General features: G+C 55.5%; 23 protein-coding genes. All 23 read right to left on the minus strand.

Features of this window, described 5'->3' with window-relative positions; all coding sequences use genetic code 11:
• Window positions 1-2: 2 nt before the first annotated feature.
• A complete protein-coding gene (locus tag C772_RS02625) occupies window positions 3-320 on the minus strand; it encodes a YlxQ family RNA-binding protein (protein WP_008297168.1) in 318 nt (105 codons plus the stop codon).
• Window positions 317-595 (minus strand): RNase P modulator RnpM, encoded by a 279-nt coding sequence (rnpM, locus tag C772_RS02630; RefSeq protein WP_008297171.1) that lies wholly within the window; start codon window positions 593-595, stop codon window positions 317-319. Before rnpM ends, C772_RS02625 begins: the two co-directional genes overlap by 4 nt.
• Window positions 596-615: 20 nt before the next feature.
• Complete coding sequence (gene nusA / locus C772_RS02635) at window positions 616-1,827, minus strand: transcription termination factor NusA (RefSeq protein WP_008297174.1); 1,212 nt, start codon at window positions 1,825-1,827, stop codon at window positions 616-618.
• A 24-nt stretch (window positions 1,828-1,851) separates the two neighbouring features.
• On the minus strand, window positions 1,852-2,328 hold the full coding sequence (rimP, locus tag C772_RS02640; protein WP_008297176.1) for a ribosome maturation factor RimP: 477 nt from the start codon (window positions 2,326-2,328) through the stop codon (window positions 1,852-1,854).
• 129 nt (window positions 2,329-2,457) lie between these two features.
• The gene (locus C772_RS02645; protein WP_035001296.1) at window positions 2,458-6,759 is read right to left on the minus strand and encodes a PolC-type DNA polymerase III; all 4,302 of its coding nucleotides are present in this window, start codon (window positions 6,757-6,759) and stop codon (window positions 2,458-2,460) included.
• 102 nt (window positions 6,760-6,861) lie between these two features.
• A complete protein-coding gene (locus C772_RS02650) occupies window positions 6,862-8,562 on the minus strand; it encodes a proline--tRNA ligase (protein WP_008297181.1) in 1,701 nt (566 codons plus the stop codon).
• A gap of 33 nt (window positions 8,563-8,595) precedes the next feature.
• Window positions 8,596-9,855 carry an RIP metalloprotease RseP gene (gene rseP / locus C772_RS02655; RefSeq protein ID WP_008297183.1) on the minus strand — a complete coding sequence of 420 codons (1,260 nt, stop codon included), beginning with the start codon at window positions 9,853-9,855 and terminating at the stop codon, window positions 8,596-8,598.
• Between the two features lie 44 nt (window positions 9,856-9,899).
• The gene (locus C772_RS02660) at window positions 9,900-11,048 is read right to left on the minus strand and encodes a 1-deoxy-D-xylulose-5-phosphate reductoisomerase (protein ID WP_008297185.1); all 1,149 of its coding nucleotides are present in this window, start codon (window positions 11,046-11,048) and stop codon (window positions 9,900-9,902) included.
• A 21-nt stretch (window positions 11,049-11,069) separates the two neighbouring features.
• Entirely contained in the window at window positions 11,070-11,864 is a 795-nt protein-coding gene (locus tag C772_RS02665) for a phosphatidate cytidylyltransferase (RefSeq protein WP_008297186.1), read from the minus strand.
• Window positions 11,861-12,634, minus strand: a complete 774-nt coding sequence (locus C772_RS02670; RefSeq protein WP_008297188.1) for an isoprenyl transferase — start codon at window positions 12,632-12,634, stop codon at window positions 11,861-11,863. The genes C772_RS02665 and C772_RS02670 overlap by 4 nt, the downstream gene beginning before the upstream one ends.
• A 124-nt stretch (window positions 12,635-12,758) precedes the next feature.
• A complete protein-coding gene (frr, locus tag C772_RS02675) occupies window positions 12,759-13,316 on the minus strand; it encodes a ribosome recycling factor (protein WP_008297189.1) in 558 nt (185 codons plus the stop codon).
• Window positions 13,316-14,041, minus strand: coding sequence for a UMP kinase (pyrH, locus tag C772_RS02680; protein ID WP_008297190.1), 726 nt, complete (start codon window positions 14,039-14,041; stop codon window positions 13,316-13,318). The genes frr and pyrH overlap by 1 nt, the downstream gene beginning before the upstream one ends.
• Before the next feature lie 82 nt (window positions 14,042-14,123).
• Entirely contained in the window at window positions 14,124-15,011 is an 888-nt protein-coding gene (tsf, locus tag C772_RS02685) for a translation elongation factor Ts (RefSeq protein WP_008297192.1), read from the minus strand.
• An 82-nt stretch (window positions 15,012-15,093) separates the two neighbouring features.
• Window positions 15,094-15,825, minus strand: a complete 732-nt coding sequence (rpsB, locus tag C772_RS02690; RefSeq protein WP_008297193.1) for a 30S ribosomal protein S2 — start codon at window positions 15,823-15,825, stop codon at window positions 15,094-15,096.
• A 300-nt stretch (window positions 15,826-16,125) separates the two neighbouring features.
• Entirely contained in the window at window positions 16,126-16,905 is a 780-nt protein-coding gene (gene codY / locus C772_RS02695; RefSeq protein WP_008297195.1) for a GTP-sensing pleiotropic transcriptional regulator CodY, read from the minus strand.
• Window positions 16,906-16,986: 81 nt separating this feature from the next.
• Complete coding sequence (gene hslU / locus C772_RS02700; RefSeq protein WP_008297196.1) at window positions 16,987-18,381, minus strand: ATP-dependent protease ATPase subunit HslU; 1,395 nt, start codon at window positions 18,379-18,381, stop codon at window positions 16,987-16,989.
• On the minus strand, window positions 18,378-18,923 hold the full coding sequence (gene hslV / locus C772_RS02705; RefSeq protein ID WP_008297198.1) for an ATP-dependent protease subunit HslV: 546 nt from the start codon (window positions 18,921-18,923) through the stop codon (window positions 18,378-18,380). The genes hslU and hslV overlap by 4 nt, the downstream gene beginning before the upstream one ends.
• A gap of 12 nt (window positions 18,924-18,935) precedes the next feature.
• Window positions 18,936-19,835, minus strand: coding sequence for a tyrosine recombinase XerC (gene xerC, locus C772_RS02710; RefSeq protein WP_008297199.1), 900 nt, complete (start codon window positions 19,833-19,835; stop codon window positions 18,936-18,938).
• Window positions 19,836-19,899: 64 nt separating this feature from the next.
• On the minus strand, window positions 19,900-21,210 hold the full coding sequence (gene trmFO / locus C772_RS02715; protein ID WP_008297201.1) for an FADH(2)-oxidizing methylenetetrahydrofolate--tRNA-(uracil(54)-C(5))-methyltransferase TrmFO: 1,311 nt from the start codon (window positions 21,208-21,210) through the stop codon (window positions 19,900-19,902).
• Window positions 21,211-21,228: 18 nt separating this feature from the next.
• The gene (gene topA / locus C772_RS02720; protein WP_008297203.1) at window positions 21,229-23,304 is read right to left on the minus strand and encodes a type I DNA topoisomerase; all 2,076 of its coding nucleotides are present in this window, start codon (window positions 23,302-23,304) and stop codon (window positions 21,229-21,231) included.
• Between the two features lie 128 nt (window positions 23,305-23,432).
• Window positions 23,433-24,323 (minus strand): DNA-processing protein DprA, encoded by an 891-nt coding sequence (gene dprA / locus C772_RS02725; protein WP_326929634.1) that lies wholly within the window; start codon window positions 24,321-24,323, stop codon window positions 23,433-23,435.
• Window positions 24,324-24,388: 65 nt separating this feature from the next.
• Window positions 24,389-25,291, minus strand: coding sequence for a succinate--CoA ligase subunit alpha (sucD, locus tag C772_RS02730; RefSeq protein ID WP_008297209.1), 903 nt, complete (start codon window positions 25,289-25,291; stop codon window positions 24,389-24,391).
• 16 nt (window positions 25,292-25,307) lie between these two features.
• On the minus strand, window positions 25,308-26,468 hold the full coding sequence (gene sucC, locus C772_RS02735) for an ADP-forming succinate--CoA ligase subunit beta (RefSeq protein ID WP_008297210.1): 1,161 nt from the start codon (window positions 26,466-26,468) through the stop codon (window positions 25,308-25,310).
• Between the last annotated feature and the right edge of the window lie 10 nt (window positions 26,469-26,478).

Consider the following 26,478-nt stretch of genomic DNA (forward strand, 5'->3'; position numbering starts at 1 on the left):
AGTCAGTCCTCCTCTGGTTCCTCAAGCAGGCCGGACAGCTTTTTCGCAAAGCCGCTGTCCATAATCGCCAGTGTGACGCGCGCCTCCTTTCCGATTGCATGGCCCAGTTCGTATCTCGTTCCGAACTCATGCACTGGAATCCCGTAATGGGCACCCTTGTCTGTAATTTTGCCGCGGGTGTTGTCCGAAGCATCGGCAGACAGGATAACAAGCTTTGCTTTTCCCGAACGGATCGCTTCGATGGCGAGGTCTTCGCCGGTTGCGATTTTGCGCGCGCGCGCCGCCAGCCCCAATAGGCTGTATATCTTTTTCTCGTTCATAGCAGTTTTTCTCTCAGTATGAGGCGCAGGACCTCATCATAGATTTCTTCAGGAACTTTGACGCCCAGCTGGCTGTCCAGCGATTTTCGCTTTTTTGCCTGTTCCACGGCTTTTTCCGATTTGGAGATGTAAGTCCCGCGTCCTGACTTTTTGCCTGTCGGATCAACGGAAACTTCGCCTTCCTTTGTGCGGACGACTCGGATCATCTCTTTTTTCGGGAACATTTCGCCGGTTGCCGAGCATCTCCGGAGAGGGATTTTCTTGCCGTTCCCCATTGCTCCCATCCTTTCAAGAGTCAGTCTTCTTTTGATTCATCATCTTCCTGCACATCTTCGTACAGGTCGATGTCTTCCGGCTCAAGTTCTTCGCCGGTGCCCTGTTCATCATACAGGTCGGCACCGTCTTCGGTCCATTCGCCGTCTTCCCACTGCTCTTCCGGCTCGTCGGTCACCGTGCGGGGATAGATGCCGAGTTCCGTAGCATCCGCCTCGCTCTTGATGTCGATTTTCCAGCCGGTAAGCTTTGCCGCAAGACGGGCGTTTTGCCCGCGCTTGCCGATGGCGAGGGAAAGCTGATAATCCGGGACGACGACCGTCGTCGACTTGTCCTCTTCATTGACGAGCACATCCAGCACTTTGGCAGGGCTCAGGGCATTCGCCACAAAGATTTCCGGATTCTCGGACCATTCAACGATATCGATCTTTTCTCCGGACAATTCATCCACAATCGTCTGGACGCGGTTGCCCCGCGCTCCGACACAGGAGCCGACCGGATCGACGTCTTCATCATGGGCATACACGGAGATTTTGGAGCGGTCGCCGGCTTCACGTGCAATCGACTTGATCTCGACGATGCCGTCATAGATTTCCGGCACTTCCATCTCGAAGAGGCGGCGCAGCAGGCCGGGATGTGTCCGCGAAACAAATACCTGCGGACCGCGGGCAGCCCGCTCCACTTTCGTGATGTATACCTTGATGCGGTCATGCGGACGGTAAGTTTCGGAAGGGATCTGCTCGTTTTGCGGGAGGACCGCTTCCACCTTGCCGAGGCTCACATAGATGTTCCGAGGATCCAGGCGTTCGACGACACCATTGACGATATCATCCTGTCGGTCCACGTATTCATCGTAGATCATGCCCCGTTCCGCCTCGCGCACACGCTGCGTGACAACCTGCTTCGCTGTCTGAGCCGCGATGCGGCCGAAGTTGCGGGGGGTCACTTCCTCCTCAAGCACGTCGCCGATCTCATACAGCGGATTGACTTTGCGCGCTTCCTCAAGCGAAATCTGCAGCCGGTCGTCCTCGATCTCCTCGACGACATCCTTGCGCGAGAACACTTTCATCGTCCCGGCGTCCATGTTCAGATCGACGCGGACGTTCTGTGCCTGATTAAAATTTCGGCGGTATGCTGTGACAAGGGCGGTTTCAATCGCCTCGACAAGAACATCCCTCGAAATGCCCTTTTGTTTCTCAAGGGCGTTGAGCGCTTCCAGAAGATCGCTGCTCATCTGTATTTCACTCCTATCCGGACATTATGCCGAAAAATCGATGGCCAAACGTGCAAACGCAATTTTGTCCTTCGGTATCAGCACTTTTACTTTGCGTGTTTTCACTTTCATTTCAAGTTCCGCACCCTCTTCGCCGTAGGAGAGGAGGTAGCCTTCAAACTCTTTTCGCCCGTCGATCTGCTCATATGTCCTGATGTGGACATATTGGCCGACCGCGCGCTCCATGTCCTGCTCTTTCTTGAGCGGACGCTCGGCTCCCGGCGAGGAGACTTCGAGAAAGTAGTTTTGCGGAATCGGGTCCGTCTCATCAAGCCTGACGCTCAGCTGTTCGCTGACAGCCGCACACTGCTCGATGTCAATGCCTCCGCCGGGCGTGTCGATGAACACCCGGAGGAACCAATCGCGTCCCTCTTTAACAAATTCGATGTCGACAAGTTCCAGATCCTGCTCTTCGAGGATCGGCGCGACCAACATTTCGACTTCTTGTGTGACTTTGCTCATAAGGACCTCCTTGTTTACAGGGAATTTCCCCCGACAAACAGAAAAGAGCGGGGGACCCCACTCTTCTGTGCGCGACTATCCGAACTTGTTGAATCCATTTTACCATAGCCGCACGGCTGTTGCAACAAATCAGAAAAGCGAGAGCTGGTTGGCTTCAGGCATGCCATCAAGGCAGCCGAGCTCATCCAGGTAGTCGATGATGGCCCGCGAAACACGTCCGCGCTGCTGGAGATCTTCCTTGGAGAGGAACTCTCCATCTTCCCTTGCCTCCACAATTGCGCGGGCCACGTTGTTCCCGAGGCCGGGTACCGCGTTAAATGGCGGAATGAGCGAATCTCCCTCGATGACGAACTCGGTCGCCTTCGATTTGTAGAGATCCACCTTTCCAAACTTATACCCGCGTTCGCACATTTCAAGCGCGAGTTCGAGCACAGTCAGGAGACTCTTTTCTTTCGGTGATGCTTCAAGGCCCTTTGCTTCGATTTCATCGATCCGTGCCTTGATCGTCGCTGAACCCTTGTTCATCGCGATCAAGTCAAAGTCGGAAGCGCGGACGGTAAAGTACGCGGCATAGTAGAACAGCGGTTTGTGGACCTTGAACCAGGCGATCCTTACAGCCATGAGGACATAGGCTGCGGCGTGCGCTTTCGGGAACATGTACTTGATCTTCTTGCAGGAATCGATGTACCAGTCCGGCACGCCATTTTTCTTCATCTCCGCTTCAAACTCGGGAGTGAGTCCTCGTCCTTTCCGGACAAACTCCATGATCTTGAAAGCGAGCGACGGCTCGAGCCCCTTGTGCATCAGGTAGACCATGATGTCATCCCGGCAGCCGATTACTTCGGACAGGACGCAGGTCTTGTTGTGGATCAGTTCCTGTGCATTGCCGAGCCAGACGTCGGTACCATGGGAGAGCCCGGAAATCTGGACGAGTTCGGAGAACGTGGACGGACGTGTGTCCTCCAGCATCTGGCGGACGAACCGGGTTCCGAATTCCGGAATACCGAGTGTACCGGTCTTGCACCGGATCTGCTCTTCGGTGACGCCCAGCGATTCAGGTGAGCTGAAGATCTTCATGACTTCCGGGTCGTCAACCGGAATCTCTTTCGGATCCAGGCCGGACAGATCCTGCAGCATCCGAATAACCGTCGGGTCATCATGGCCGAGGATATCCAGCTTCAGCAGGTTGTCGTGGATTGAATGGAAGTCAAAATGGGTCGTCTTCCACGACGCCTCCTGGTCATCCGCCGGGAATTGCACGGGGCTGAAATCGTAGATATCCATCGTATCCGGCACGACTATGATTCCGCCAGGGTGCTGTCCGGTGTTCCGCTTGACGCCGCTGCAGCCCTGGACAAGCCGGTCGATCTCCGCGTTTCTCATCGTCAGGCCATTGTCGTTCATGTAACCGCGCACGTAACCGTAAGCCGTCTTTTCGGCGACCGTGCCGATGGTTCCCGCACGGTACACATAGTCTTCACCAAACAGCTCTTTTGTATAATTGTGCGCGCGGGGCTGGTATTCGCCGCTGAAGTTCAGGTCGATATCCGGGACCTTGTCCCCCTTGAAGCCGAGGAACGTCTCGAACGGAATATCATGTCCGTCCTTTGTCATTTCAACTCCGCATGTATCGCAATCCTTTCTCGGAAGGTCGAAGCCGGAGCCGATGGAACCGTCCGTGATGAATTCCGACTTTTTGCAGGATGGGCATACATAGTGCGGCGGAAGCGGATTGACTTCGGTGATCTCCATCATCGTCGCGACAAATGACGAGCCGACCGATCCCCGGGACCCGACCAGGTAGCCGTCGTCCAGCGACTTTTTAACCAGTTTGTGCGAGATCAGGTAGATGACGCCGAAGCCGTGTCCGATGATCGATGTCAATTCTTTCTCGATCCGCCCGGTGACGATTTCCGGCAGCTCCTCCCCGTAGATCGAGTGCGCCATCGTATAGGTCAGGTTGCGGACTTCATCGTCCGCCCCTTCGATGACCGGTGTGTACAGTTCGTCCCTGATGACCTGGACATCACCGATCAGGTCCGCGATTTTCTGAGGATTGTCGATGACGATCTGCTCCGCCTTTTCCTCGCCAAGGAATTCGAATTCTTTCAGCATTTCGTCAGTTGTGCGGAAATGGACATCCGGAAGGCTATGGCGGTTAAGCGGATTGGCCCCTCCCTGCGAACCGACGAGGATTTTCCGGTAAGCCGCCTGATGCTCGTCGATATAGTGAACATTGCCCGTTGCAACGACGGGTATACCGGTCTTTTTGCCGAGCTTCATCATTTTTCTGATGATGTCTTCGAGGTTCCACTCATCCCTGACCAGCTCCAGTTCGATCAGATGCTGATAGACCGGTTTCGGATGGACTTCCAGATAATCATAAAACTTGGCGATCTGCTCAACTTCATCGAGAGGCTTCTGCATGAGCCCTTCGAACACTTCGCCTTTGTCGCAGCCGGAGCCGATCAGCAGCCCCTCCCTGTGCCGCTGGAGCACCGACCTCGGAATCCGGGGCACCCGGTAAAATGTCTCGGTGTGCGAATGGGAAACCAGCTTAAACAGATTTTTCAGGCCGACCGCATCTTTGACCAGGATCGTGCAATGGGACGGCCGTGCGCGTTTGTACGAATCCCCCCCGCCGATATGGAGGTTGAATTCGTCATGGCGCCGGATTCCGTAATCCTGCTCCGCTTCCTTCAGAAGATGGATCAGCAGATGGCCGGTCGCTTCACAGTCATAGATCGCACGGTGGTGCTGGGTGAGTTCGATGCCGAACTTTTTGCATAACGTGTTAAGCCTGTGGTTTTTCAGCTCCGGATGGAGGAGCCTTGCGAGTTCCAAGGTGTCAATGACCGGATGCTCCCGCTCCTCAACGCCGGCAAGTTTATAGGCTTCGTAGAGAAAGCCCATATCAAATGTGGCATTGTGGGCAACAAGGATGCCGTCACCCGCAAAGTCGCGGAACCTTCGGGCTACTTCTTCGATGGCCGGTGCGCCGCTCACCATGTCATCGGTGATGCCGGTAAGCTCAATGGTCGTCGCGGACAAAGGATGTCCCGGGTCGGAAAAGCTTTCGAATGTATCAATGATCTCTCCGCCCTTCACCTTTACCGCGGCAAGCTCGATGATCTTATCGTAGACCGCAGACAGACCGGTCGTCTCCACGTCGAAGACAATGAATTCCGCATCTTCCAGATCCCTGACGACCTCATCATAGGCAATCGGGATTCCGTCATCGACCAGATTCGCCTCGAGCCCGAAGATCACCTTGATGCCATGTTTCTTCCCGGCCGTGTAGGCATCCGGAAAAGCCTGCACATTTGAATGGTCCGTAATCGCAATCGCGGGATGGCCCCATTTGGCAGCCTGTGCGACAAGCTCTCCCGCAGGCACAACAGCGTCCATCTGGCTCATGTTGGAATGGGCGTGGAGCTCAATGCGCTTGCGGCCTTCCGGAGCTTCATCTTTTCTCACTCTCGGGGCGATTTCCATGATGTCATTCGCCATCATGACGAGGTCGCGTATAAAGGTATCATTCTGGATCGACCCTCTTGCGCGGACCCAGGCCCCTTTCTTCAGGGCCGTCATCATTTCGGCGTCTTCCTTATCGCGGGAGAACATCTTCACGAGAATGGAGTCCGTATAATCGGTCACTTTCACCGTCAGAAGAGAACGGCCGCTCCGGAGCTCACGGACTTCCACATCGAAGACAACGCCTTCGATCGTGATTTTCCGTTCTTCGTCCTGGATCAGGCGGATGCCCGTGATCGGCTCATCCGGCTTGATCGGCAAGCCGATTGAAAACGGCCCCTCCGGACCGGAGGATTCCTTTTTCTCCTTCTCCCGCTTTTTCATGTCCTCCAGCGCGCGGTTGGCGAGGGCTTCTTCTTCAATCCTGCGCTGCTCGAAGAAGGCACGCCGTGCTTCTTCTTCACCGTTATCTTCTTCTCCTAGAACAAAATCGACAGACAGCCCGGTAAAACCGAACGAATCATAGGATTCCGAGATCAAAGTGCCGTATTTGCCCTTCATTGTCTGGAGCTCGAGCTCATTGCCGCATTTCAGCATGAGCGTCTGGCCGTTCCATGCCGGGAGCTGCGACGCTAGCCGCTCCCGCACGGGCGGGGACATGTCCGCGATCTCTCCGACCGCAAGCTCGTAGTAGTCGCGTATCCTCTGTTCGTCAAATGCCGGATTTTTGGCACGGATATTCAGCAAAACACGTGCAATCGGGGAAAACGTGGCATCGATCCGCTTTCTGAACTCCCTGAAGATCGCAGCCGGCAGGATCGAAGGCACGGTCACCCGGAACCGCCAGACGCGCGATTTCGTATGTACATCAAGCCGTTCAAGGGAGGCACCTTCAAAGTGGCGGGCCACCGCATCCTCCGTCATGCCGATGTGCTGGAGCAGAATATTGAAGCGCATTTTCGGGTCTTGTTCCACAGAATATTCCTCCTTTCCGCCAGAACCGAAAAAAGAAGGGAAAAGCCCGAGGGCTTTCCCGTTCTTCCGGTTCCGTCTTGTTTATCAGCCGAAGAACGAACGGAGCTTGTCCGTGAGCTCTTCTTTTTTCCACTCCGCTGTTTCACCGGTTGCGCGGAATTTCACTTCCACGATTCCCTCGGCGGCCTTTTTGCCGACCGTCAGGCGAATTGGGAGGCCGATCAGATCCGCATCCGCAAATTTGACCCCCGGACGCTCCGGACGGTCATCGAACAGCACGTTGTATCGGTACGAGGACAGAAGGCCATACATCTCTTCAGCCAGTTCCCGCTGGTCATCATCCTTCATGTTCACAGGGATCAGATGGATATCGGCAGGCGCAAGGTCCTTCGGCCACTTCAGGCCATCGTCATCATTAAACTGTTCCGCCATCGCGGACATAAGGCGTGATACGCCAATACCGTAGCATCCCATGATGTACGGCTGCTGGCGCCCGTTGTTATCGAGGAAGTTCCCTTCCATCGGTTCCGAATAGGTCGTGCCCAGCTTGAAGATGTGCCCTACCTCGATTCCCTTGGCGAACCGGATGGTCCCGTTTCCGTCAGGAGACGGGTCACCCTCCTTGATGAACCGGAGGTCTTCGTAGGAATCCACGGAAAAGTCCCGCTCAGGATTCACGTTGCGGTAATGGCGGCCGTCTTCATTGGCGCCCGTCACTGCGTTGCGCATGTTGCGCACGGCATGGTCCGCGATTACCTTCAGGCCTGTAGGCAGTTTGACCGGGCCAAGGGAACCGATCTCCGTTCCGGTTGCATCCTTGACCTGTTCCGGTGTGGCCATCTCGACAATTGACGCATCGAGTGCGTGTTTTACCTTGATATCGTTGATTTCATGATCACCGCGGGAAAGGACGACGACCGGTTCATCATCGACGATGAACACGAGTGTCTTGATGCAGTCTTCCGGACGGACGTCCAGGAAAGCCGCCACATCCTCGATGGTCTTCACATCTGGCGTGTCGACCTTCTCCACCGTGAGTTCTTCGCCTTCGGGTTCCGGATAAGCGACATTGACTTCCGCCATTTCGATGTTTGCTGCAAAATCGGAAGAATCGCTGTAGGCAATCGTATCCTCGCCGACCTCGGACAGCACCATGAACTCATGCGTATCCTTTCCGCCGATTGCGCCGGAATCAGCGATGACCGCACGGAAGTTCAGTCCCAGCCGGGTGAAGATGTTCGTGTAGGCCTGCTTCATGTCCTCATAGGTGGCATCCAGGCTTTCCTTGGTATCATGGAAGGAATAGGCGTCCTTCATGATAAACTCCCGGCCGCGCAAAAGTCCGAAGCGCGGGCGCTTCTCGTCGCGGAATTTTGTCTGGATCTGGTAGAGGGTGAGCGGCAGTTTTTTATAGGATTTGATTTCGTCGCGAAGGAGTGATGTAATCACTTCTTCATGTGTCGGGCCAAGTGCGAACTCACGGCCATGGCGGTCATTGAGTCTCATCAGCTCGGGGCCGTAGGTGTACCAGCGGCCCGTTTCCTGCCAGAGTTCCGCCTGCTGGAGGGATGGCATCAGTACTTCGGAACCGCCGATCGCATCCATCTCCTCACGGATGATCGACTCGATCTTCGTGAGCATTTTCTTGGCCAGCGGCAGGTAGGAGTAGACCCCGCTCGTATTCTGCCTGATATATCCTGCACGGAGCAGGAGCTGATGGGACTTGAGATCCGCATCAGACGGCGTTTCGCGCAATGTTGGAATAAACGTTTTGCTTTGTCTCATCGGTATAGCACCCCGGATATTCAATATTATGGATCAGAAGAAAAATCTCTGGATATCGTTCCAGGTGACGACGATCATCAGGACCATGAGCAGCATGATGCCGACAAAATGGACCATGCCCTCTTTCTGCTTGTCGATCGGCCGGCCCCTGAGCGCCTCAAAGCCGAAGAACAGGAGCCTTCCCCCGTCCAGTGCCGGGAGCGGAAGCAGGTTCATTATGCCGAGGTTGATCGACAGCACGGCGGCCCAGTTCATCAGATTGAAGACTCCCGCCTGTGCAACCGCACCCGTCGCCTGATAGATGCCGACCGGTCCCGAAAGCGCCTCGATCGTGAACTGGCCGGTCACCAGCATGCCGAGCAGCTGGAAGATCCGCTTGAACCAGAACCATGTCTGTTCAGCGCCATACGCAACCGTGCCGAGTACATTTTTCTCATACTGCGGTTCATACAGGACCCCGATCTGGCCGATTGTCTGGCCTTCGACATCAATGGAAGCAGGCGTGACATTGACCTCTTCCACAGAACCGCCGCGCTCCAGTCCGATCGTCAGCTCCTCACCCGGGCTGTCCTGGATGATGGCCGAGAAGGCATTCCAGGAACCGACTTCGCGACCGTTGACGGAAACGATCCTGTCCCCTTTCTCGATGCCTGCGGAGATGGCCGGGCCATCATCGGTCACATCCGCAATGACCGGGTCATCCTTTGGAATCCCCTGGACCAGTCCGAGGATAACAAAGATGAAAAACGCAAGGATGAAGTTGAAGAGCGGGCCCGCAATGATGGTTGCCGCACGGGCTCCTAGAGACTTCGACTCGAATTGCCGGTCATGCGGCGCGATCAGTGTTTCAGTTCCTTTTTCGGAGATGATCGCCTTTCGGGAGACCGGGTAGCGGACCCTCCGCTCTTCTTCGTCATATCCGTCAATATATAATTCCTTTTCGAGATCTGCCTGTTCGACTTCCATATAGAGCATGTCCGGTGTCCGGTCATTCTGGTTCAGGACAATGCGCTCGGCACGGCCGTCCCTGTCCAGCAGGAGACCGATCCGGTGTCCGGGCTGAAGTTCGACTTTGTCAAAGTCCTCTCCCGCCATCCGGACATAGCCCCCAAGCGGCAGCAGCCGGATCGTGTAGAGCGTCTCCCCTTTATTGATGCCGAGCAGTTTCGGCCCGAACCCGATGGCAAATTCCCTGACCATGATGCCGGACCGCTTGGCAAGAAGGAAGTGGCCCAGCTCATGGAAGAAGACGAGCGAACCGAAAACGACAATAAATGCAAGGATTGTCTGCATGTGCACCCACCTTCATCCGGCTTTCCGCCGGAATTCATATCGTCCTATTTTACCATATCGAGGACGGCTTTTCTCGTCTCCGCATCCACGGCAAGCACGGTCTCAAGGTCCGGCTCCGCGATCAGGTCATGCCGTCCGAGTGCCTGTTCAACCAGCGGCTCAATCTCGGTGAAGGTGATGCGGCCTTCCATGAAGAGGGCGACCGCCACTTCGTTCGCCGCATTCATGACGGTCGTCGCCGTTCCTCCGGCCCTGCCGGATTCAAAGGCGATCCGCAGTGCCGGAAAACGGTCAAGGTCGACTTCCTCAAAGTGAAGCAGACCGATTTTGGCCAGATCCAGTCTTTCGGTTCCCTTTCTCGGAAGCCTGTCCGGATAAGTGAGTGCGTACTGGATCGGCACCCTCATATCCGGTGAGCCAAGCTGTGCAATCACGCTCGTATCCTCGAACTCGACCATGGAGTGGATGATGCTCTCCCTATGGAGGAGGACATCGATCCGGTCATAGGGCATGCCGAACAGATGATGCGCTTCGATCACTTCGAGCCCCTTGTTCATCATGGTGGCGGAGTCGATCGTCAGCTTGCTTCCCATCGACCAGTTCGGGTGGGCCAGCGCTTCCGCGACGGTCACGCCTTCCAGCTCGTCACGGGACTTGTCCCGGAAGCTGCCGCCCGATGCTGTCAGAATCAGGCGGTCCACCCGTTTCGGATCCTCGCCGTTCAGTGCCTGGAACAGGGCCGAGTGCTCGCTGTCAACCGGCAGTAGCCGCACGCCATGCTTTTCCGCTTCCGAAGTGACAATTGAACCGGCAGCAACCAGTGTTTCCTTGTTCGCAATGGCAATGTCCCGGCCGCTCCGGATCGCTTCAAGCGTCGGCTCGAGACCGACGCTGCCGATCACCGCCCCGACAACGATGTCCGCTTCGGTACCGGCAGATGCCTCGAGAAGGCCTTCCCTGCCCGAACCAAACCGGATTCCGGGAAATTCCGCCCTCAGTTTTTCGGCATCCGCTTCATCTGAAACCGCTACAAACTGCGGTTTTATCCGGGCCAAAATCTCCCGCAGCTTTGGCAGGTTTCTTCCGGCTGCAAGGGCTGTGATTTCAAAGCGCCCCGGATCCGCCAGGACGATGTCGACAGTCTGTGTCCCGATGGAACCGGTGGCGCCCAATAAACTGATTTTCTTAACCATGATATGCTACTTCCTTTCCGTTCATCCGACAAAGTGAAGGAGGTTCAGTACCGGCAGCACAAAAAGCAGGCTGTCGAACCGGTCGAGGATCCCGCCGTGTCCGGGCAGGATGTTCCCCGAATCCTTCACGCCGTAGTGCCGTTTAAGCGCCGATTCCACGAGGTCGCCGATCTGCCCGGTCACCGAAGCGACGATTGTCACAACGATGAGGAACAGATAGGAGTCGGTCACCGGCATGAACAGCTGGAACAGGCATGCTGCAATTACCGCAGCCGCAATGCCGCCGACAAATCCCTCCACGGTCTTGTTCGGGGAGATTTCTGGCCAGAGTTTGCGCTTGCCGAAGCTTCGGCCAGTGAAATAAGCACCCGTGTCTGTCAGCCAGACGACGATGAGCGCATAGATGATGTATTCGATCCCCGCGTCACGCGTGACGATCAGGTAGTAGAAGCCGATTCCCAGATAAAGCATGGCGAGCACCGTAAAAGCCGCATGCTCGAATGTGAACCGGTTTTTCACGACAACGGTATACACCAGGAGCAGAAGTACGGTCATATAGACCACTTCAATTTTCGTATAACCGGTATACTCTGTAATTACCGCCGCCCATTCCGGTTTCAGCAAAAAGCTGAACAGGGCAAGCACGGCAAGCAATCCGGGAATGGAGAAGATGGAAATCTTCTTCATCCGGAGCAGTTCGTACATCCCGACCGCCGCAAGCAGGAAGACCGCCAGCGTGAACGGCAGCCCCCCGATGATGACGAGCGGGATGAAGAGAAGGGCAGCCACCACGCCCGTGATGATTCGGGTCTTCAATCCGTGTCCTCCTTGTCAACTCCGCCGTACCGGCGGTTCCTTGCCTGGTATACAGCGATCGCCTCCTGCAGCCGGCTTTCGTCGAAATCCGGCCAAAGCGTATCAGTAAACCAGAACTCTGTATAGGCGAGTTGCCACAGCATGAAGTTGCTGAGCCGGACTTCCCCGCTCGTGCGGATCAGCAGGTCGGGCTCGGGCAGTTCCGCGGTCATCAGCGCTCCGGTGATCATCGATTCATCGATGTCATCCGCGCTCATCCGGTTTTCAGCCACCGCCTGTGCAATTGAACGGACAGCTTCGGTAATTTCAGCGCGGCTGCCATAGTTCATTGCGAAATTCAGGATCAGGCCATCGTTGTCCGCCGTCGCTTCCATTGCCCGAGTAATGGCACGCCGGGTATGCGGAGGAAGATGCTCATGATCGCCGATCATCCTTACACGGACATTGCGTTCCACAAGCTCCGGCAGGTAGGTCCCGAGAAACTCTTCCGGCAGCCTCATCAAAAATTCCACTTCAGGCTTCGGGCGTTTCCAGTTCTCCGTGGAGAAGGCATAGAGAGTGAGCACTTTTATGCCCAGACGATCCGCTTCCCTGGTGATCTTGCGGACAGTCTTCATTCCTTCATGGTGTCCCGCAATTCTCGGAAGCGACCTCTTTTTTGCCCAACGGCCGTTTCCGTCCATGATGATGGCGACGTGCCGCGGAATGATGGCATCATCCGGTTCCACCTTGGCTCCGCCGCCTTTTTTGCGGATCAATTTATCCAACATAATCAGATTTCCTCCACTCAACAACAATTCGGAATCCATGCTTTTACTATCATAGCAGTTTTTCCACAAGTAAAAAAGGCGTCCTTTTAGTTTAGGACGCCCTTGTGGGGTTTTGGTTCTTTCGTTATACTTCCATGATTTCTTCTTCTTTTTCCTTCGCGACGTCATCGATCTGGCGGATATGATCGTCCGTCATCTTCTGGATGTCATCACTGTAGCCGCGCTGGTCGTCCTCCGTGATTTCGCCGTTTTTCTCCAGTTTCTTAAGGGAGTCATTGGCATCCCGGCGGATGTTGCGGATGGAGATTTTGCCCTCTTCCGCTTCCTTCTTGACGAGCTTGACGAGTTCTTTCCGGCGTTCTTCCGTCAGTGCCGGCACCGCAAGACGGATCACATTGCCGTCGTTTGCCGGCGTCAGCCCGAGGTCAGATTTCAGGATTGCCTTTTCAATGTCGCCGATCACCGATTTGTCGTACGGCTGGATGACGAGAAGGCGCGCTTCCGGAATAGAAATTCCGGCCAATTGGTTTACCGGGGTCGGCGCACCGTAATAGTCGACCGAGATCCGGTCGAGCAGCGATGCGTTCGCGCGGCCCGCACGGATGGAAGCCAGCTCGCGCCGGAGCGACTGTAAAGACTTGGCCATGCGATCCTTTGTTTCTTCAATCAGTTTGTTCACCATTATGCATTCCTCCTGACAATCGTTCCGATTTCTTCACCGAGGACGGCTTTTTTGATGTTCCCCTGTTCCATGATCGAGAATACAATGAGCGGTATGTCGTTGTCCATGCAGAGCGAGGAAGCCGTCGAATCCATCACCTGAAGACCTTCCTTGATGACGTCCAGGTAAGTGAGGGTCTCATACTTCACCGCGTCAGCATTGGTCTTCGGATCATCGCTATAGACGCCATCCACATTGTTCTTTGCCATCAGGATGACATCCGCCTCGATTTCCGCTGCGCGGAGAGCGGCTGTCGTGTCCGTCGAGAAGTATGGGTTGCCCGTGCCGGCAGCGAAAATGACGACCCGCTTTTTTTCGAGATGGCGGATGGCGCGTCTCCTTATGTACGGTTCAGCAACTTGCCGCATTTCGATGGACGTGGCCACCCTTGTCTCGATGCCCAGCTTTTCCAGGGCATCCTGCATCGCAAGAGAATTCATGACTGTGGCGAGCATCCCCATGTAGTCGGCTGTAGCCCGGTCCATACCCATTTCGCTTCCGACTTTGCCGCGCCAGATGTTTCCGCCGCCGACGACTACGGCGACTTCCACGCCAAGGTCGACAACATCCTTCACCTGTTCGGCGACAGATTTGATGATTGCCGGCGAGAGCCCGAAGCCCTGCTCTCCGGCCAGTGCCTCCCCGCTTAACTTCAGGACGACTCTTTTATATTTCGGTACGCTCATGAGGTCTCCTCCATCATCTCTGTTTTTTATCGAAAAAGAGGGAACACCTGGTTCGTGTTCCCCTCCCAAATTTGGTATTGGATCAGTTGCCTTTGACCTGGTTCATGACTTCATCGGCAAAGTTGTCTTCGCGCTTTTCGATGCCTTCGCCCACTGCATAGCGGACGAACGACTTCAGCTCGCCGCCGGCCGACTTGACGAAGTCACGGACTTTCTGGTCGGAGTCCTTGACGAACGGCTGGTCGAGGACGACAACGTCTTCGAAGAACTTGCCGAGGCGGCCTTCAACCATCTTCGCAACGATGTTTTCCGGCTTGCCTTCGTTGAGTGCCTGTTCCGTGAGGACTTTGCGCTCGCGCTCGACTTCTTCTTCAGGAACTTCGTCGCGGGAAACGTATTTCGGATTGATCGCAGCGATGTGCATCGCTACGTCTTTAGCCGCTTCTTCGTTTGTTGTGCCTTCGAGGAGAAGGAGAACGCCGATGCGGCCGCCCATGTGGAGGTAAGCGCCGAATGTGTCGTTGTCTGTCTTCTCGATGATTTCGAAACGGCGGAGCGTGATTTTCTCACCGATCTTCGCTACGGCGTTGGAGATGTGGTCCTGTACCGACAGGCCGCTTTCCATTTCGGAAGCAAGTGCTTCTTCAAGGGATGCAGGCTCTGTTTTAAGAAGATGCGTACCGATTTCGGAAACCAGCTGCTTGAAAGCGTCGTTTTTGGCAACGAAGTCTGTTTCAGCGTTGATTTCGAAGATGACTGCTTTGTTGCCTTCTGTTTCAACGGAAACCGTACCTTCGGCCGCGATGCGGTCCGCTTTCTTCGCTGCGCTCGCGAGGCCTTTCTCGCGAAGGAAGTCTACTGCCGCGTCCATGTCGCCGTCAGTTTGCGTGAGAGCCTTTTTGCAGTCCATCATGCCTGCGCCTGTTTTTTCGCGAAGTTCTTTTACCATTTGTGCTGTTACTGCTGCCATTTGTCATTCCTCCCGGTCGATTCAAATTGTTTAGAAAAGGCGATAAGGACTGGGGAGCCGCTTATCGCCTGAACATACGGTCTTACTCTGCTGCGACTTCTTCGCCTTGAGCTTCGACTTCCGTTTCTTCTTCGCCTTGTTTCGATTCGACGAGAGCATCCGCCATCTTGCTTGTCAGGAGGCGCACCGCGCGGATCGCGTCATCGTTTGCCGGAATGACGTAGTCGATTTCGTCCGGATCGCAGTTTGTGTCGACGATGCCGACGATCGGGATGTTCAGTTTTTGTGCTTCCGCAACGGCAATGCGCTCTTTGCGCGGGTCGACAACATACATGACATCCGGAAGACCGTTCATGTCACGGATGCCGCCGAGGAACTTGACGAGGCGTTCGTGTTCTTTCTTGAGCTGGATAACTTCTTTCTTAGGAAGGACTTCGAAAGTGCCTTCTTCTTCCATGCGCTCGATTGCTTTCATGCGGTCAACGCGCTTCTGGATCGTACCGAAGTTCGTCAGAAGGCCGCCGAGCCAGCGTTGGTTGATGTAGTATTGGCCTGCACGTTCCGCTTCTTCACGGATCGCGTCCTGAGCCTGTTTTTTCGTTCCGACGAAGAGCACTTTGCCGCCTTCGGCACCAGTCTGGCGCATGAAGTCGTATGCTTCCTCGAGTTTCTTGACCGTCTTTTGAAGGTCGATGATGTAGATGCCGTTACGCTCCACGAAAATGTATTTCTTCATCTTCGGGTTCCAGCGGCGTGTTTGGTGACCGAAGTGGACACCTGCTTCAAGAAGCTGTTTCATTGTGATTACTGCCATTTTTGTTACCTCCGATTGGTTTTTTGGTCCTCCGCATCCATCAACCGGCGGGCAGCCTATTCGGCACCGGCCCTTCCGTCAGGATACGTGTGTAATCGCACCATTGGTCACTATACCACGTGTTTACCCGTTTTGCAATACAAAACTCTTTGCATGCAAATCCCGATTCTCCCGTCCCCGGTTAAGGGTTTTTCTACATATTAATTGGCCATGCATCCGGTTTGGCAGGTTCCCGTAAAAAAGAACCGGAAGTCATGCTCCCGGCTCTTGAGGTCCGCCAATGCAAAATGCCAGGCAGGATTATTTGGATTTGAGTTCGTTGAGCTGGACGAGGAATTTGTCGTTCAGGACTTTGATGTACGTACCCTTCATGCCAAGGGAACGGGACTCGATGACGCCCGCGCTCTCCAGTTTGCGGAGTGCGTTGACGATTACCGAACGTGTGATGCCGACGCGGTCCGCGATCTTCGATGCAACGAGGAGGCCTTCAGTGCCGTCGAGCTCGTCGAAGATATGCTCGATCGCTTCGAGTTCACTGTAGGAAAGGGAATTGATGGCCATCTGGACGACCGCTTTCGAGCGGGCCTCGGTTTCGATCTCTTCCGCCTTTTCGCGGAGGATCTCCATGCCGACAACTGTCGCACCATATTCGGCAAGCACCAGATCATCGTCGGTGAACTCATCTTTCACACGGCCGAGGATCAGAGTGCCGAGGCGTTCGCCGCCTCCGATGATCGGAACGATGGTCGTGAGCCCTTCTTCAAAGAGGTCCTTGTTCTCGACCGGGAACACGGTGTGCTCGTCATTGATGTCGAGGTTCGGGGAGGTTTCCGTTACATTGAAGAGGTTTTTCGTGTATTCCTCAGGGAAACGGCGCTCCTCCAGCATGTTCTGGATCCGTTCGTTCTGGATTTCCTGGTGAACAGCCGTGCCGAGCAGCTTGCCCTTCCGGCTGACGATGAAGACGTTGGCCCCGATCACCTTGGACAGCGTCTCGGACATTTCCTTAAAATTAACCGGCTTCCCGGCAGACGCCTGAAGCATGGAGTTGATCTCCCGGGTATTTTGCAATAGTGACATAACACAATTCCTCCTACTGGATATATGGATTCAAGAATATTCTAAAGGTTTGTAATCGTTTTTGGAAACGATAAGGTGTGCCTACAGAATAAATTGTGACAAATCTTTGTTCGTTGCAATCTTTTGAAGCTTTTCGTCGACATATTCCGGTGTGATGCGTATGGACGCGGGCGAGATGTCGGACGCTTCGAAGCTCAGGTCCTCAAGCAATTTCTCCAGAACCGTGTGCAGCCTGCGGGCCCCGATGTTCTCCGTTTCCGCATTGACCTCCGCGGCGATTTCCGCAATGCGGCCGATCGCTTCGTCGGTAAAGTCAATTTCGACCCCTTCCGTCGAAAGCAGCAGCCGGTATTGATGGATCAGGGAGTTGTCCGGTTCTTTGAGGATACGGACAAAGTCATCCTTCGTCAGTTTATCCAGTTCCACCCGGATCGGGAAGCGGCCCTGCAGTTCAGGTATGATGTCAGACGGCTTGGAAACGTGGAAGGCCCCCGCCGCGATGAAGAGCATGAAATCTGTCCGGACGGGACCATATTTCGTGGTTACCGTCGTCCCTTCCACAATCGGCAGAATGTCCCGCTGAACGCCTTCACGGGAGACGTCTGCAGAGGTGCCATTCCCCTGCTTTGACGCGATTTTGTCGATCTCGTCAATGAAGATGATTCCCTGCTGCTCCGCCCGTTCAATCGCCACTTGCGATATTTCTTCACGGTCGACGAGTTTTTCGGCTTCCTCCATGGCTAGCACCCGGCGGGCATCCTTCACGCGCATCTCCCGCTTTTTCTTCTTTTTCGGCATCAGGTTAGAAAGTGCGTCTTGCATATTCATGCCCATCTGCTCCATACCCGAACCCTGCATGCTGTCAAACAATGACGGCATATTCTCGGTCACTTCGACCATGACTTTCCTGTCTTCCAGGCGGCCGGCCTTCAGCTCTGCCCGGATTTCGGAACGCTTCATGCGGACCGAGGCATCCTCTTCCTCTTCCTCGGAACGGTCCTGCATCTGGCCGAGAAGCATTTCCCACGGGTTTTGCCCGGTTTTCTCTTTTTTCATGGAAGGGACAAGCAGCTTCACCAGACGTTCTTCGGCCAGTTCCCCGGCGCGGTCCGCCACTTCTTCCATCCGCTCGCTGCGGACGAGGCGGAATGATGCCTCGACGAGGTCACGGACCATCGACTCAACATCCCGGCCGACATATCCGACTTCCGTGAACTTTGTCGCCTCCACTTTAAGAAAAGGGGCGCCGGCCAGCTTGGCGATCCTGCGCGCGATTTCTGTTTTGCCGACACCGGTCGGCCCGATCATGAGGATGTTTTTCGGAATAATCTCGTTGCGCTCTTCTTCCGGCAGCCGGCTGCGCCGGTAACGGTTCCGCATCGCCACCGCGACGGCCCGTTTTGCTTCATTCTGGCCCACGATGTAACGGTCAAGCTGCTCTGTCAGCATGCGGGGTGTCATCTGCTCCATCTTCATTCCCCGATCACCTCCAGGATGATTTGGTGGTTCGTGAACACGCAGATATCGGCAGCGGTCTCCAGGGCTGCCCGAGCGATCTGCTCGGCATCCATGCTTTCGCCCGCGTGCATCTTAAGGGCACGGCCGGCAGCCAGCGCATAGTTGCCTCCTGATCCGATTGCGAGGATGCCGTCATCCGGCTCAATCACTTCTCCGGATCCGGATACAAGCAGCATCGTGTCTTTGTCCATGACGATCAGCATGGCCTCCAGCTTCTGGAGCATTTTGTCCCCCCGCCATTCCTTGGCGAGTTCAACAGCCGCGCGTGTGAGGTTCCCGTCATACTCGGCAAGCTTTCCCTCGAACAGTTCGAACAGCGTGAAGGCATCCGCGACAGAACCTGCAAAGCCCGCGACGACTTTCCCGCCGAACAGACGTCTGACTTTCTTTGCGGTATGTTTCATGACGACCTGGTTTCCGAGTGTCACCTGTCCGTCACCGGCCATTGCGGCCTTCCCGTTGTGCCTGACTGCGAATATCGTGGTTGCATGAATGTCCATTGCCTCTCCCCCTTAAGCTCTAGGATGTGCGTTCATGTACGTCTTTCTCAGATGTTCTTTCGTCACATGTGTATAGACCTGTGTCGATGACAGGCTGGCATGGCCGAGAAGCTCCTGGACCGAACGCATATCCGCACCATTATTGAGCAGGTGCGTAGCGAACGTATGGCGGAGCATGTGCGGATGGATCGAAATATGGAGTGAGGCCTTTTTGACCATCTCTTCCAGGATGTGCCGGACTCCGCGGTCGGTCAGCGGAGTCCCCCTCATATTGACGAAAAGCCGGTCATGTTTGTTCCCCTTCATGATGGCCGGGCGAGCACTGTCCAAATACCTGCCAAGCGCATCGGCGGCAAAATGGCCGAACGGGATGTAGCGCTCGCGGCGGCCCTTTCCCATGACCCGGACAATATCGAGCTCAAGGTCGGCATCCTGTACGGCAAGTCCCGTCAGTTCGGACACCCGCATGCCGGTTGCATAAAGCAGCTCAAGCAGTGCGGTGTCCCGGATCTGTTTCGGGGAGCTGCCCGCATTCGCTTCGAAAAGCTGCTCCATTTCTTCTTCATAGAAGAACTGGGGCAGCTTTTCTTCTTTTTTCGGATGATACAGTGATCGGAATGCCTGGTCATCGATGCCGAAGCGGGTGTTGGCGAATTTAAAGAACGATCGCAGGGAAGAGATTTTCCTGGAGATTGTCGCCCGTTCGAGCTCCCGCTCGTAAAGACGGGTCACATAAAGACGCGCCTCCGGATATCGGATATCCTCTCCCTCGCCGATCCCCTCGGATTCCAGGAAAGAGAAAAACTCTTCAAGGTCTTTCCGGTATCCTTCCACGGTCAGCGGAGAAAAGTTTCGCTCCAGGCGGATGTAGGACTGGAACTCCTCTGCCGCCTGTTTCAGCCTGGCATTCATCCCGTCACCTCCGGAAATATACAAAAGCCTCTAAAGTATAAGGCATTCAGAGGCTTTTGTTCAATCAATGTGCAATTGTATTCTTGAAATTTCGAATTGTATCCAGCGCGCGCCCGGCCTGTTTTTCCGCGCGCTCCGCTTTTTTCCTGACTTTTTCACCGAGAGAAGGGAAAAGCCCGAAGTTCACGTTCATCGGCTGGAAGTTGCCCGGGTCTGCCTCGCTGATATAGCGTGCCATGCTGCCGAGTGCCGTTTCCGCAGGGAAGACGACAGGCTCCTCGCCCAGCGCGAGGCGTGCGGCATTAACGCCTGCAATGAGGCCGCTGCCTGCGGATTCCACATAGCCTTCGACGCCGGTCATCTGCCCTGCAAAGAACAGGTCTTTTCGGGCCTTCAGCTGATAGGTGCGCTCAAGCACCCTCGGCGAGTTGATGAACATGTTCCGGTGGATGACGCCGAAGCGCACAATCTCCGCATTCTCCAGTCCCGGGATCAGCCGGATGACTTCTTTCTGCGGACCCCACTTCATGTGGTTCTGGAAACCGACGATGTTGTAGAGGGTCGCCGCCGCGTTGTCCTGGCGGAGCTGTACGACTGCATAAGGGGTCTTGCCGGTTTTCGGATCCTCGAGGCCGACCGGTTTCATCGGGCCGAACCGGAGGGTATCACGGCCGCGCCGTGCCATTTCCTCCACCGGCATGCAGCCTTCAAAATACTTTTCTTCCTCAAAGTCTCTGAGTGCGACCGTTTCGGCGGAGATCAGCGCCTCGTAGAAGCGGTTGTACTCCTCTTCGGTCATCGGGCAGTTCAGATAGGCGGCCTCCCCTTTGTCATAGCGGGATTTCAGATAGACCTTGTCCATGTCGATGGAGTCCTTCTCGATGATCGGCGCCGCCGCATCGTAGAAGTACAGGTCGTATTCGCCGGTCAGGCTGCTGATCTGTTCAGCAAGGGAGGAAGAAGTGAGCGGCCCGGTCGCGATGACCGTGATGCCCTCCGGAATTTCCGTCACTTCGCCATTCACCACTTCGACGAGCGGGTGGTTTTTGACCGTTTCCGTGACGCGCCCCGCAAAGTCATGGCGGTCGACTGCAAGGGCACCTCCTGCAGGCACCGCACTGGAATCCGCGGACTGCATGATGACGGAGTCAAGGATCCGCATCTCCTCCTTGAGGACGCCCACGGCATTCGTGAGATTGTTGGCGCGGAGGGAGTTCGTGCAGACAAGCTCCGCAAACTGGCCGGTATGGTGAGCCGGCGTCTGCCGGACAGGGCGCATTTCGTGCAGGCGGACCCTGACGCCGCGGCTGGCGATCTGCCAGGCAGCCTCGCTGCCCGCAAGGCCTGCGCCGATTACGTTGACGACTGGTGTCATGTTGAATCGTGTCTCCTTTTACTGTTGCGGTTGTTCTTTATAATCGCATTCCGAGCATTGGATCTGCTTGCCCTTTTTCAGCTTTTTCTCGACCAGCATGGCGCTGCATTTCGGACAAGGACGGGAAACCGGCTTGTCCCATGAGATGAAGTCGCATTCCGGATACTGGTCGCAGCTGTAGAAGATGCGTTTTGTCTTGCTCTTGCGCTCCACGACCTCTCCCTTTTTGCATTTCGGGCAGGTCACGCCGATTTTCTTCAGGATCGGCTTGGTATTCCGGCAGTCGGGGAAGTTTGAGCAGGCCATGAACTTGCCGTAGCGTCCCATTTTGATGACCATCGGGGATCCGCACTTTTCGCAGTCCTCGCCGGCCGGCTCATCTTTGATGACCACCTTTTCCATTTCCTTCTCGGCGACTTTCAGCCGCTTTTCGAAATCCTTGTAGAAGGAGTCGATGACATTGACCCACTCGTTTTTCCCGTCCTCGATGCTGTCGAGGTCCTTCTCCATCTCCGCCGTAAACTCGACATCGATGATTTCAGGGAAAAACTCGCTGACGAGGGAGTGGACGATTTCGCCGAGTTCCGTCGGGATGAAGCGCTTGGCGTCGAGGGACACATAGCCGCGTTTCTGGATCGTATCAAGTGTCGGCGCGTAAGTTGAAGGCCTGCCGATGCCGAGCTCTTCCATCGTCTTGACAAGGCGCGCTTCCGAGTAGCGCGGAGGCGGCTGGGTGAAGTGCTGCTTCGGATCGATCTTGAGACTCTTGACGATATCGCCCTTCTCAAGAGGAGGAAGCATTTTCTGCTTCACATCTTCCTTGTCATCCTCACCTTCCACATAAACTTTCATGAAGCCCTGGAACTTGACCTGGGAGCCTGTCGCCCGGAACACGACATCCCCCTGGCGAAGGTCTGCCGTCACGGTATCCAGTACGGCCGGCGCCATCCGGCTCGCAATGAACCGCTCCCAGATGAGCCGGTAAAGCTTCATCTGGTCATTCGATAGCACGGCCTTCAGAGAAGCCGGTGTCCTTAGGACGGATGTCGGGCGGATCGCTTCGTGCGCATCCTGGGCATTTTTCTGTTTAGATGCCCGCTCCCCCGGAGCCATGTATTCCTGGCCGTATTCGGAAAGGATGAAGTCGCCTGCTTCTTTTTTCGCGGTATCGGAAATTCGGGTCGAGTCGGTCCGCATGTAGGTGATGAGACCGACGCTTCCTTCTTTGCCGACATTGATCCCTTCATAAAGTTGCTGGGCGAGCATCATCGTTTTGCGGGCCCGGAAGTTCAGCTTGCGCGCAGCTTCCTGCTGGAGGGAGGACGTCGTGAACGGGGGCGCCGGGTTGCGCTTCCGTTCTTTTTTCTCCAGCTCGGCGACTTCAAAGTCGCTGCCGTCGAGCTTGGCGAGAATTGCATCGACTGCCTGCCGGTCCGGCAGCTTGATTTTCTTTTTCCCGTCGCCGTGGAAGGCTGCCGTGAATTCTTTTTTCCCCTTGCCGAACAGCCCGGTGATCGACCAGTACTCTTCCGGCTTGAAGTTCCGGATCTCGTTTTCCCGGTCGATGATCAGGCGGAGGGCAACGGACTGCACCCGTCCCGCAGAAAGCCCCTTCTTCACTTTCTTCCAGAGGATCGGGCTGATGTTATAGCCGACCAGCCGGTCCAGGATGCGGCGAGCCTGCTGGGCGTCCACACGATCACGGTTGATCGCGCGGGGATGCTTGAACGCTTCCTTGACGGCATCCTTCGTAATTTCGTTGAACACGACGCGGCATTCGGAATCCTCGTCGATGCCGAGGGAGTGTGCAAGGTGCCAGGCGATCGCTTCCCCTTCTCGGTCGGGGTCGGATGCGAGAAAGATTTTCTTTGCTTTCTTGGCCGCGCTTTTCAGTTCCTGGAGAACCGGTCCTTTGCCGCGGATGGTGATGTACTTCGGTTCATAATTGTTTTCGACATCGATTCCGGTCTGGCTTCGCGGGAGGTCCCGCACATGGCCGACCGAAGCTTTTACTTTGTATTTCTTCCCTAAATATTTCTCAATCGTCTTTGCCTTCGCAGGCGACTCGACGATGACCAAATAATCTGGTGCCATTGATGTGCCTCCATTCGAGGTGAACGTTACCTAAAGAAAGTCCTGATGGAAAATGTAAACTATCTTCTATATAATTGCAACCATTTTCGGCTCCGCGCATTTTCCCCGAGAGGAAGCCGCCGGTACATTCAGACCGGCTCCCGGGGCAGCCCGCCGAGAATGGTATAGCCGTCAAGAGCGGGAGCAGCGCCTTCCAGAATGAGCCGGTTGGGCCCGGCGGAAAGAGGCGAATCGATCGGCCCCGGAACGGCGTGGACATCCTTGCCGTGCTCCAGCGCATGGTCGATTGTGCTCATCGTTCCGCTCGGGCGGGCCGCTTCTGTGACGATGACGATGCCGGAAAGACCGCTGATGATCCGGTTGCGCATCGGGAACTGCCACTTTTTCGGGCCGGCGTAAGGCGGATATTCGGTGATGAGCAGATGCCCGTCCTGCATCACCTCATAAAGGCCGCTGTTCTGCTTTGGGTATCTGTGCGAAAGCCCGGTCCCGAGAACACCGATCGTTTTTCCGCCGTGGCGGATGGCCGCCTCATGCGCCATCGCGTCGGCACCCATCGCAAGGCCGCTTACAATGGCATAGCCCCGCGCGACGAGCGGCGGGATAATCTTCTCCATGGCAAGCCGTGAATAGGCGGTCGCCTTCCTCGATCCGATGATGGCCGCTTTGTTCCGCGTCGCAAGCAGGGATGTGTCGCCCGCGGCATACAGGACAGCGGGCGGGTCGATCAGCTGGGTGAGTGAATGGGGGTAAAGTTCGTGGGTATACAGGATGGGGGTGATGGAGCTTGCGGCATACACTTCCGTGTATGGGGGGTCCGCGCTGCGGCTGAGCTTCCTCTTTAGGAGCGCCGCCCTGTCCGTGTCCAGATCCAGCAGAAACGCCAGCTCGGCGGTTCCCATGTCCGGGAGCGCCTCCAGCAGGGGGTCTGCCGCAAGAAGCCGGCCAAACCGGTTCAGCGGAGCCGGAAAAACGTAATGCAGTGCCAGCAGACGGTCTTCGAACCGATCGATGATCACTACCTCCTGTCCCGGATATTTCCGGAAATAGTAAAAGTGCGGCACCGATGTGCCGCACTTTCATTTTAGTGGGTTTTGCACTGTTCGTACAGACCTTTTTCCTTCAGGACGCTGATCATCGTCTCACCGATGACGGATGGTGTCTCGGCAACCTTGATGCCTGCCGCTTCCATCGCTTTGATTTTTTCGGCTGCAGTTCCCTTGCCGCCGGAAATGATGGCGCCTGCGTGGCCCATCCGTTTTCCTGGAGGTGCAGTCTGGCCGCCGATAAATCCTGTGACCGGCTTTTTCATGTTGGCCTTGACCCACTCTGCCGCTTCTTCCTCGGCTGTTCCGCCGATTTCGCCGATCATGACGACAGCGAGCGTTTCAGGGTCTTCATTGAATTCCTTGAGGACATCGATGAAGTTCGTGCCGTTCACCGGGTCGCCGCCGATGCCGACAGCAGTTGTCTGGCCGACACCCGCTTCGGACAGCTGATGAACCGCTTCGTACGTCAGTGTCCCGGAACGGGATACGACGCCGACATGGCCCTTTTTGTGGATATAGCCCGGCATGATGCCGATCTTGCATTCGTCCGCCGTGATAACGCCCGGGCAGTTAGGGCCGACGAGACGGGTCTTTTTGCCTTCCATGTAGCGGACGACTTTGACCATATCCAGCACCGGAATGTGTTCCGTGATGCAGATTGCCATATCCAGTTCCGCGTCTGTAGCTTCGAGGATTGCATCCGCTGCAAATGGAGCCGGAACGTAAATGACGGAAACATTCGCACCCGTCGCCTTGACAGCCTCTTCGACCGTGTTGAAGACCGGAACGCCTTCAACTTCCGTGCCGCCTTTGCCCGGCGTTACACCTGCAACAATCTTCGTGCCGTATTCGATCATTTGTTTCGTATGGAAAAGGGCAGTGGAGCCCGTGATTCCCTGTACAAGTACTTTTGTATCCTTATTGACATAAATGCCCATCGTTTTCCCGCCTTTCTTAGCCTACGAGTTCGACAATTTTTTGTGCACCGTCGGCCATGGAGTCAGCCGAAGTGATGTTCAGACCGGATTCGTTCAGAAGCTTCTTGCCTGCGTCAACGTTCGTTCCTTCGAGCCGGACGACGAGCGGCACTTCAAGGCCAAGCTGCTTCGTTGCCTGGATGACGCCTTCCGCGATGATGTCGCACTTCATGATGCCGCCGAAGATATTGACAAAGATCCCTTTGACGTTCGAGTCGGAAAGGATGATCTTGAACGCTTCGGTTACTTTTTCCGCAGTCGCGCCGCCCCCAACGTCCAGGAAGTTGGCAGGCTTGCCGCCGTAGAAGTTGATCGTGTCCATCGTGGACATCGCAAGGCCCGCACCGTTTACCATGCAGCCGATGTTGCCGTCGAGGGAAACGTAGCTGAGGTCGAACTTGGACGCTTCGATCTCTTTCGGATCTTCTTCGTCAAAGTCACGGAGCTCAACGATATCCGCATGACGGTAGAGCGCGTTCGCATCGAAGTTGAACTTCGCATCCAGTGCCACGACCTGATCATCACCGGTTACGACCAGCGGGTTGATTTCAAGGATGGATGCGTCCTTGCTGATGAATGCCTCGTAGATTCCGAGGAACAGCTTCGCTGCCTTGTTGACGAGCTTCGCAGGGATGTTCATGTTGAACGCCATGCGGCGCGCCTGGAATCCTGTCAGGCCGACAACCGGGTCGACGACTTCCTTGAAGATTTTCTCCGGTGTTTCTTCCGCCACTTCTTCGATGTCCATGCCGCCTTCTTCGGAGCCCATGAGGACAACGCGGTCAGTCGCACGGTCTACGACGAGGCTGATGTAGTATTCTTTGAGGATGTCGGAACCTTCTTCAATGTAAAGGCGCTTGACTTCTTTTCCTTCAGGGCCTGTCTGGTGTGTCACCAGGACTTTGCCGAGAAGTTCTTTCGCGTATTCGCGTACTTCGTCGACCGTTTTCGCAATCTTGACGCCGCCGGCCTTGCCTCGGCCGCCTGCGTGGATCTGCGCTTTCACGACATAAACGCCGGTGTCGAGTTCCTTGGCCGCCTTGACGGCCTCTTCAGGGGAAAACGCAACGATTCCGTTCGGTACCGCGACGCCATACTCGCGAAGAATCTGCTTCCCTTGGTACTCATGGATATTCATCTTACATCCT

Origin of the sequence: Bhargavaea cecembensis DSE10 (genome assembly GCF_000348905.1) — a bacterium.
GTDB classification, from domain to species: Bacteria; Bacillota; Bacilli; order Bacillales_A; family Planococcaceae; genus Bhargavaea; species Bhargavaea cecembensis.

Coding starts and splice junctions, on each gene's coding strand:
- C772_RS02625 (WP_008297168.1), bottom strand. CDS start 320: ATGAACGAGAAAAAGATATACAGCCTATTGGGGCTGGCGGCGCGCGCG.
- rnpM (WP_008297171.1), bottom strand. CDS start 595: ATGGGGAACGGCAAGAAAATCCCTCTCCGGAGATGCTCGGCAACCGGC.
- nusA (WP_008297174.1), bottom strand. CDS start 1,827: ATGAGCAGCGATCTTCTGGAAGCGCTCAACGCCCTTGAGAAACAAAAG.
- rimP (WP_008297176.1), bottom strand. CDS start 2,328: ATGAGCAAAGTCACACAAGAAGTCGAAATGTTGGTCGCGCCGATCCTC.
- C772_RS02645 (WP_035001296.1), bottom strand. CDS start 6,759: ATGCGCTTCAATATTCTGCTCCAGCACATCGGCATGACGGAGGATGCG.
- C772_RS02650 (WP_008297181.1), bottom strand. CDS start 8,562: ATGAGACAAAGCAAAACGTTTATTCCAACATTGCGCGAAACGCCGTCT.
- rseP (WP_008297183.1), bottom strand. CDS start 9,855: ATGCAGACAATCCTTGCATTTATTGTCGTTTTCGGTTCGCTCGTCTTC.
- C772_RS02660 (WP_008297185.1), bottom strand. CDS start 11,048: ATGGTTAAGAAAATCAGTTTATTGGGCGCCACCGGTTCCATCGGGACA.
- C772_RS02670 (WP_008297188.1), bottom strand. CDS start 12,634: ATGTTGGATAAATTGATCCGCAAAAAAGGCGGCGGAGCCAAGGTGGAA.
- frr (WP_008297189.1), bottom strand. CDS start 13,316: ATGGTGAACAAACTGATTGAAGAAACAAAGGATCGCATGGCCAAGTCT.
- pyrH (WP_008297190.1), bottom strand. CDS start 14,041: ATGAGCGTACCGAAATATAAAAGAGTCGTCCTGAAGTTAAGCGGGGAG.
- tsf (WP_008297192.1), bottom strand. CDS start 15,011: ATGGCAGCAGTAACAGCACAAATGGTAAAAGAACTTCGCGAAAAAACA.
- rpsB (WP_008297193.1), bottom strand. CDS start 15,825: ATGGCAGTAATCACAATGAAACAGCTTCTTGAAGCAGGTGTCCACTTC.
- codY (WP_008297195.1), bottom strand. CDS start 16,905: ATGTCACTATTGCAAAATACCCGGGAGATCAACTCCATGCTTCAGGCG.
- hslU (WP_008297196.1), bottom strand. CDS start 18,381: ATGAAGATGGAGCAGATGACACCCCGCATGCTGACAGAGCAGCTTGAC.
- hslV (WP_008297198.1), bottom strand. CDS start 18,923: ATGGACATTCATGCAACCACGATATTCGCAGTCAGGCACAACGGGAAG.
- xerC (WP_008297199.1), bottom strand. CDS start 19,835: ATGAATGCCAGGCTGAAACAGGCGGCAGAGGAGTTCCAGTCCTACATC.
- trmFO (WP_008297201.1), bottom strand. CDS start 21,210: ATGACACCAGTCGTCAACGTAATCGGCGCAGGCCTTGCGGGCAGCGAG.
- topA (WP_008297203.1), bottom strand. CDS start 23,304: ATGGCACCAGATTATTTGGTCATCGTCGAGTCGCCTGCGAAGGCAAAG.
- sucD (WP_008297209.1), bottom strand. CDS start 25,291: ATGGGCATTTATGTCAATAAGGATACAAAAGTACTTGTACAGGGAATC.
- sucC (WP_008297210.1), bottom strand. CDS start 26,468: ATGAATATCCATGAGTACCAAGGGAAGCAGATTCTTCGCGAGTATGGC.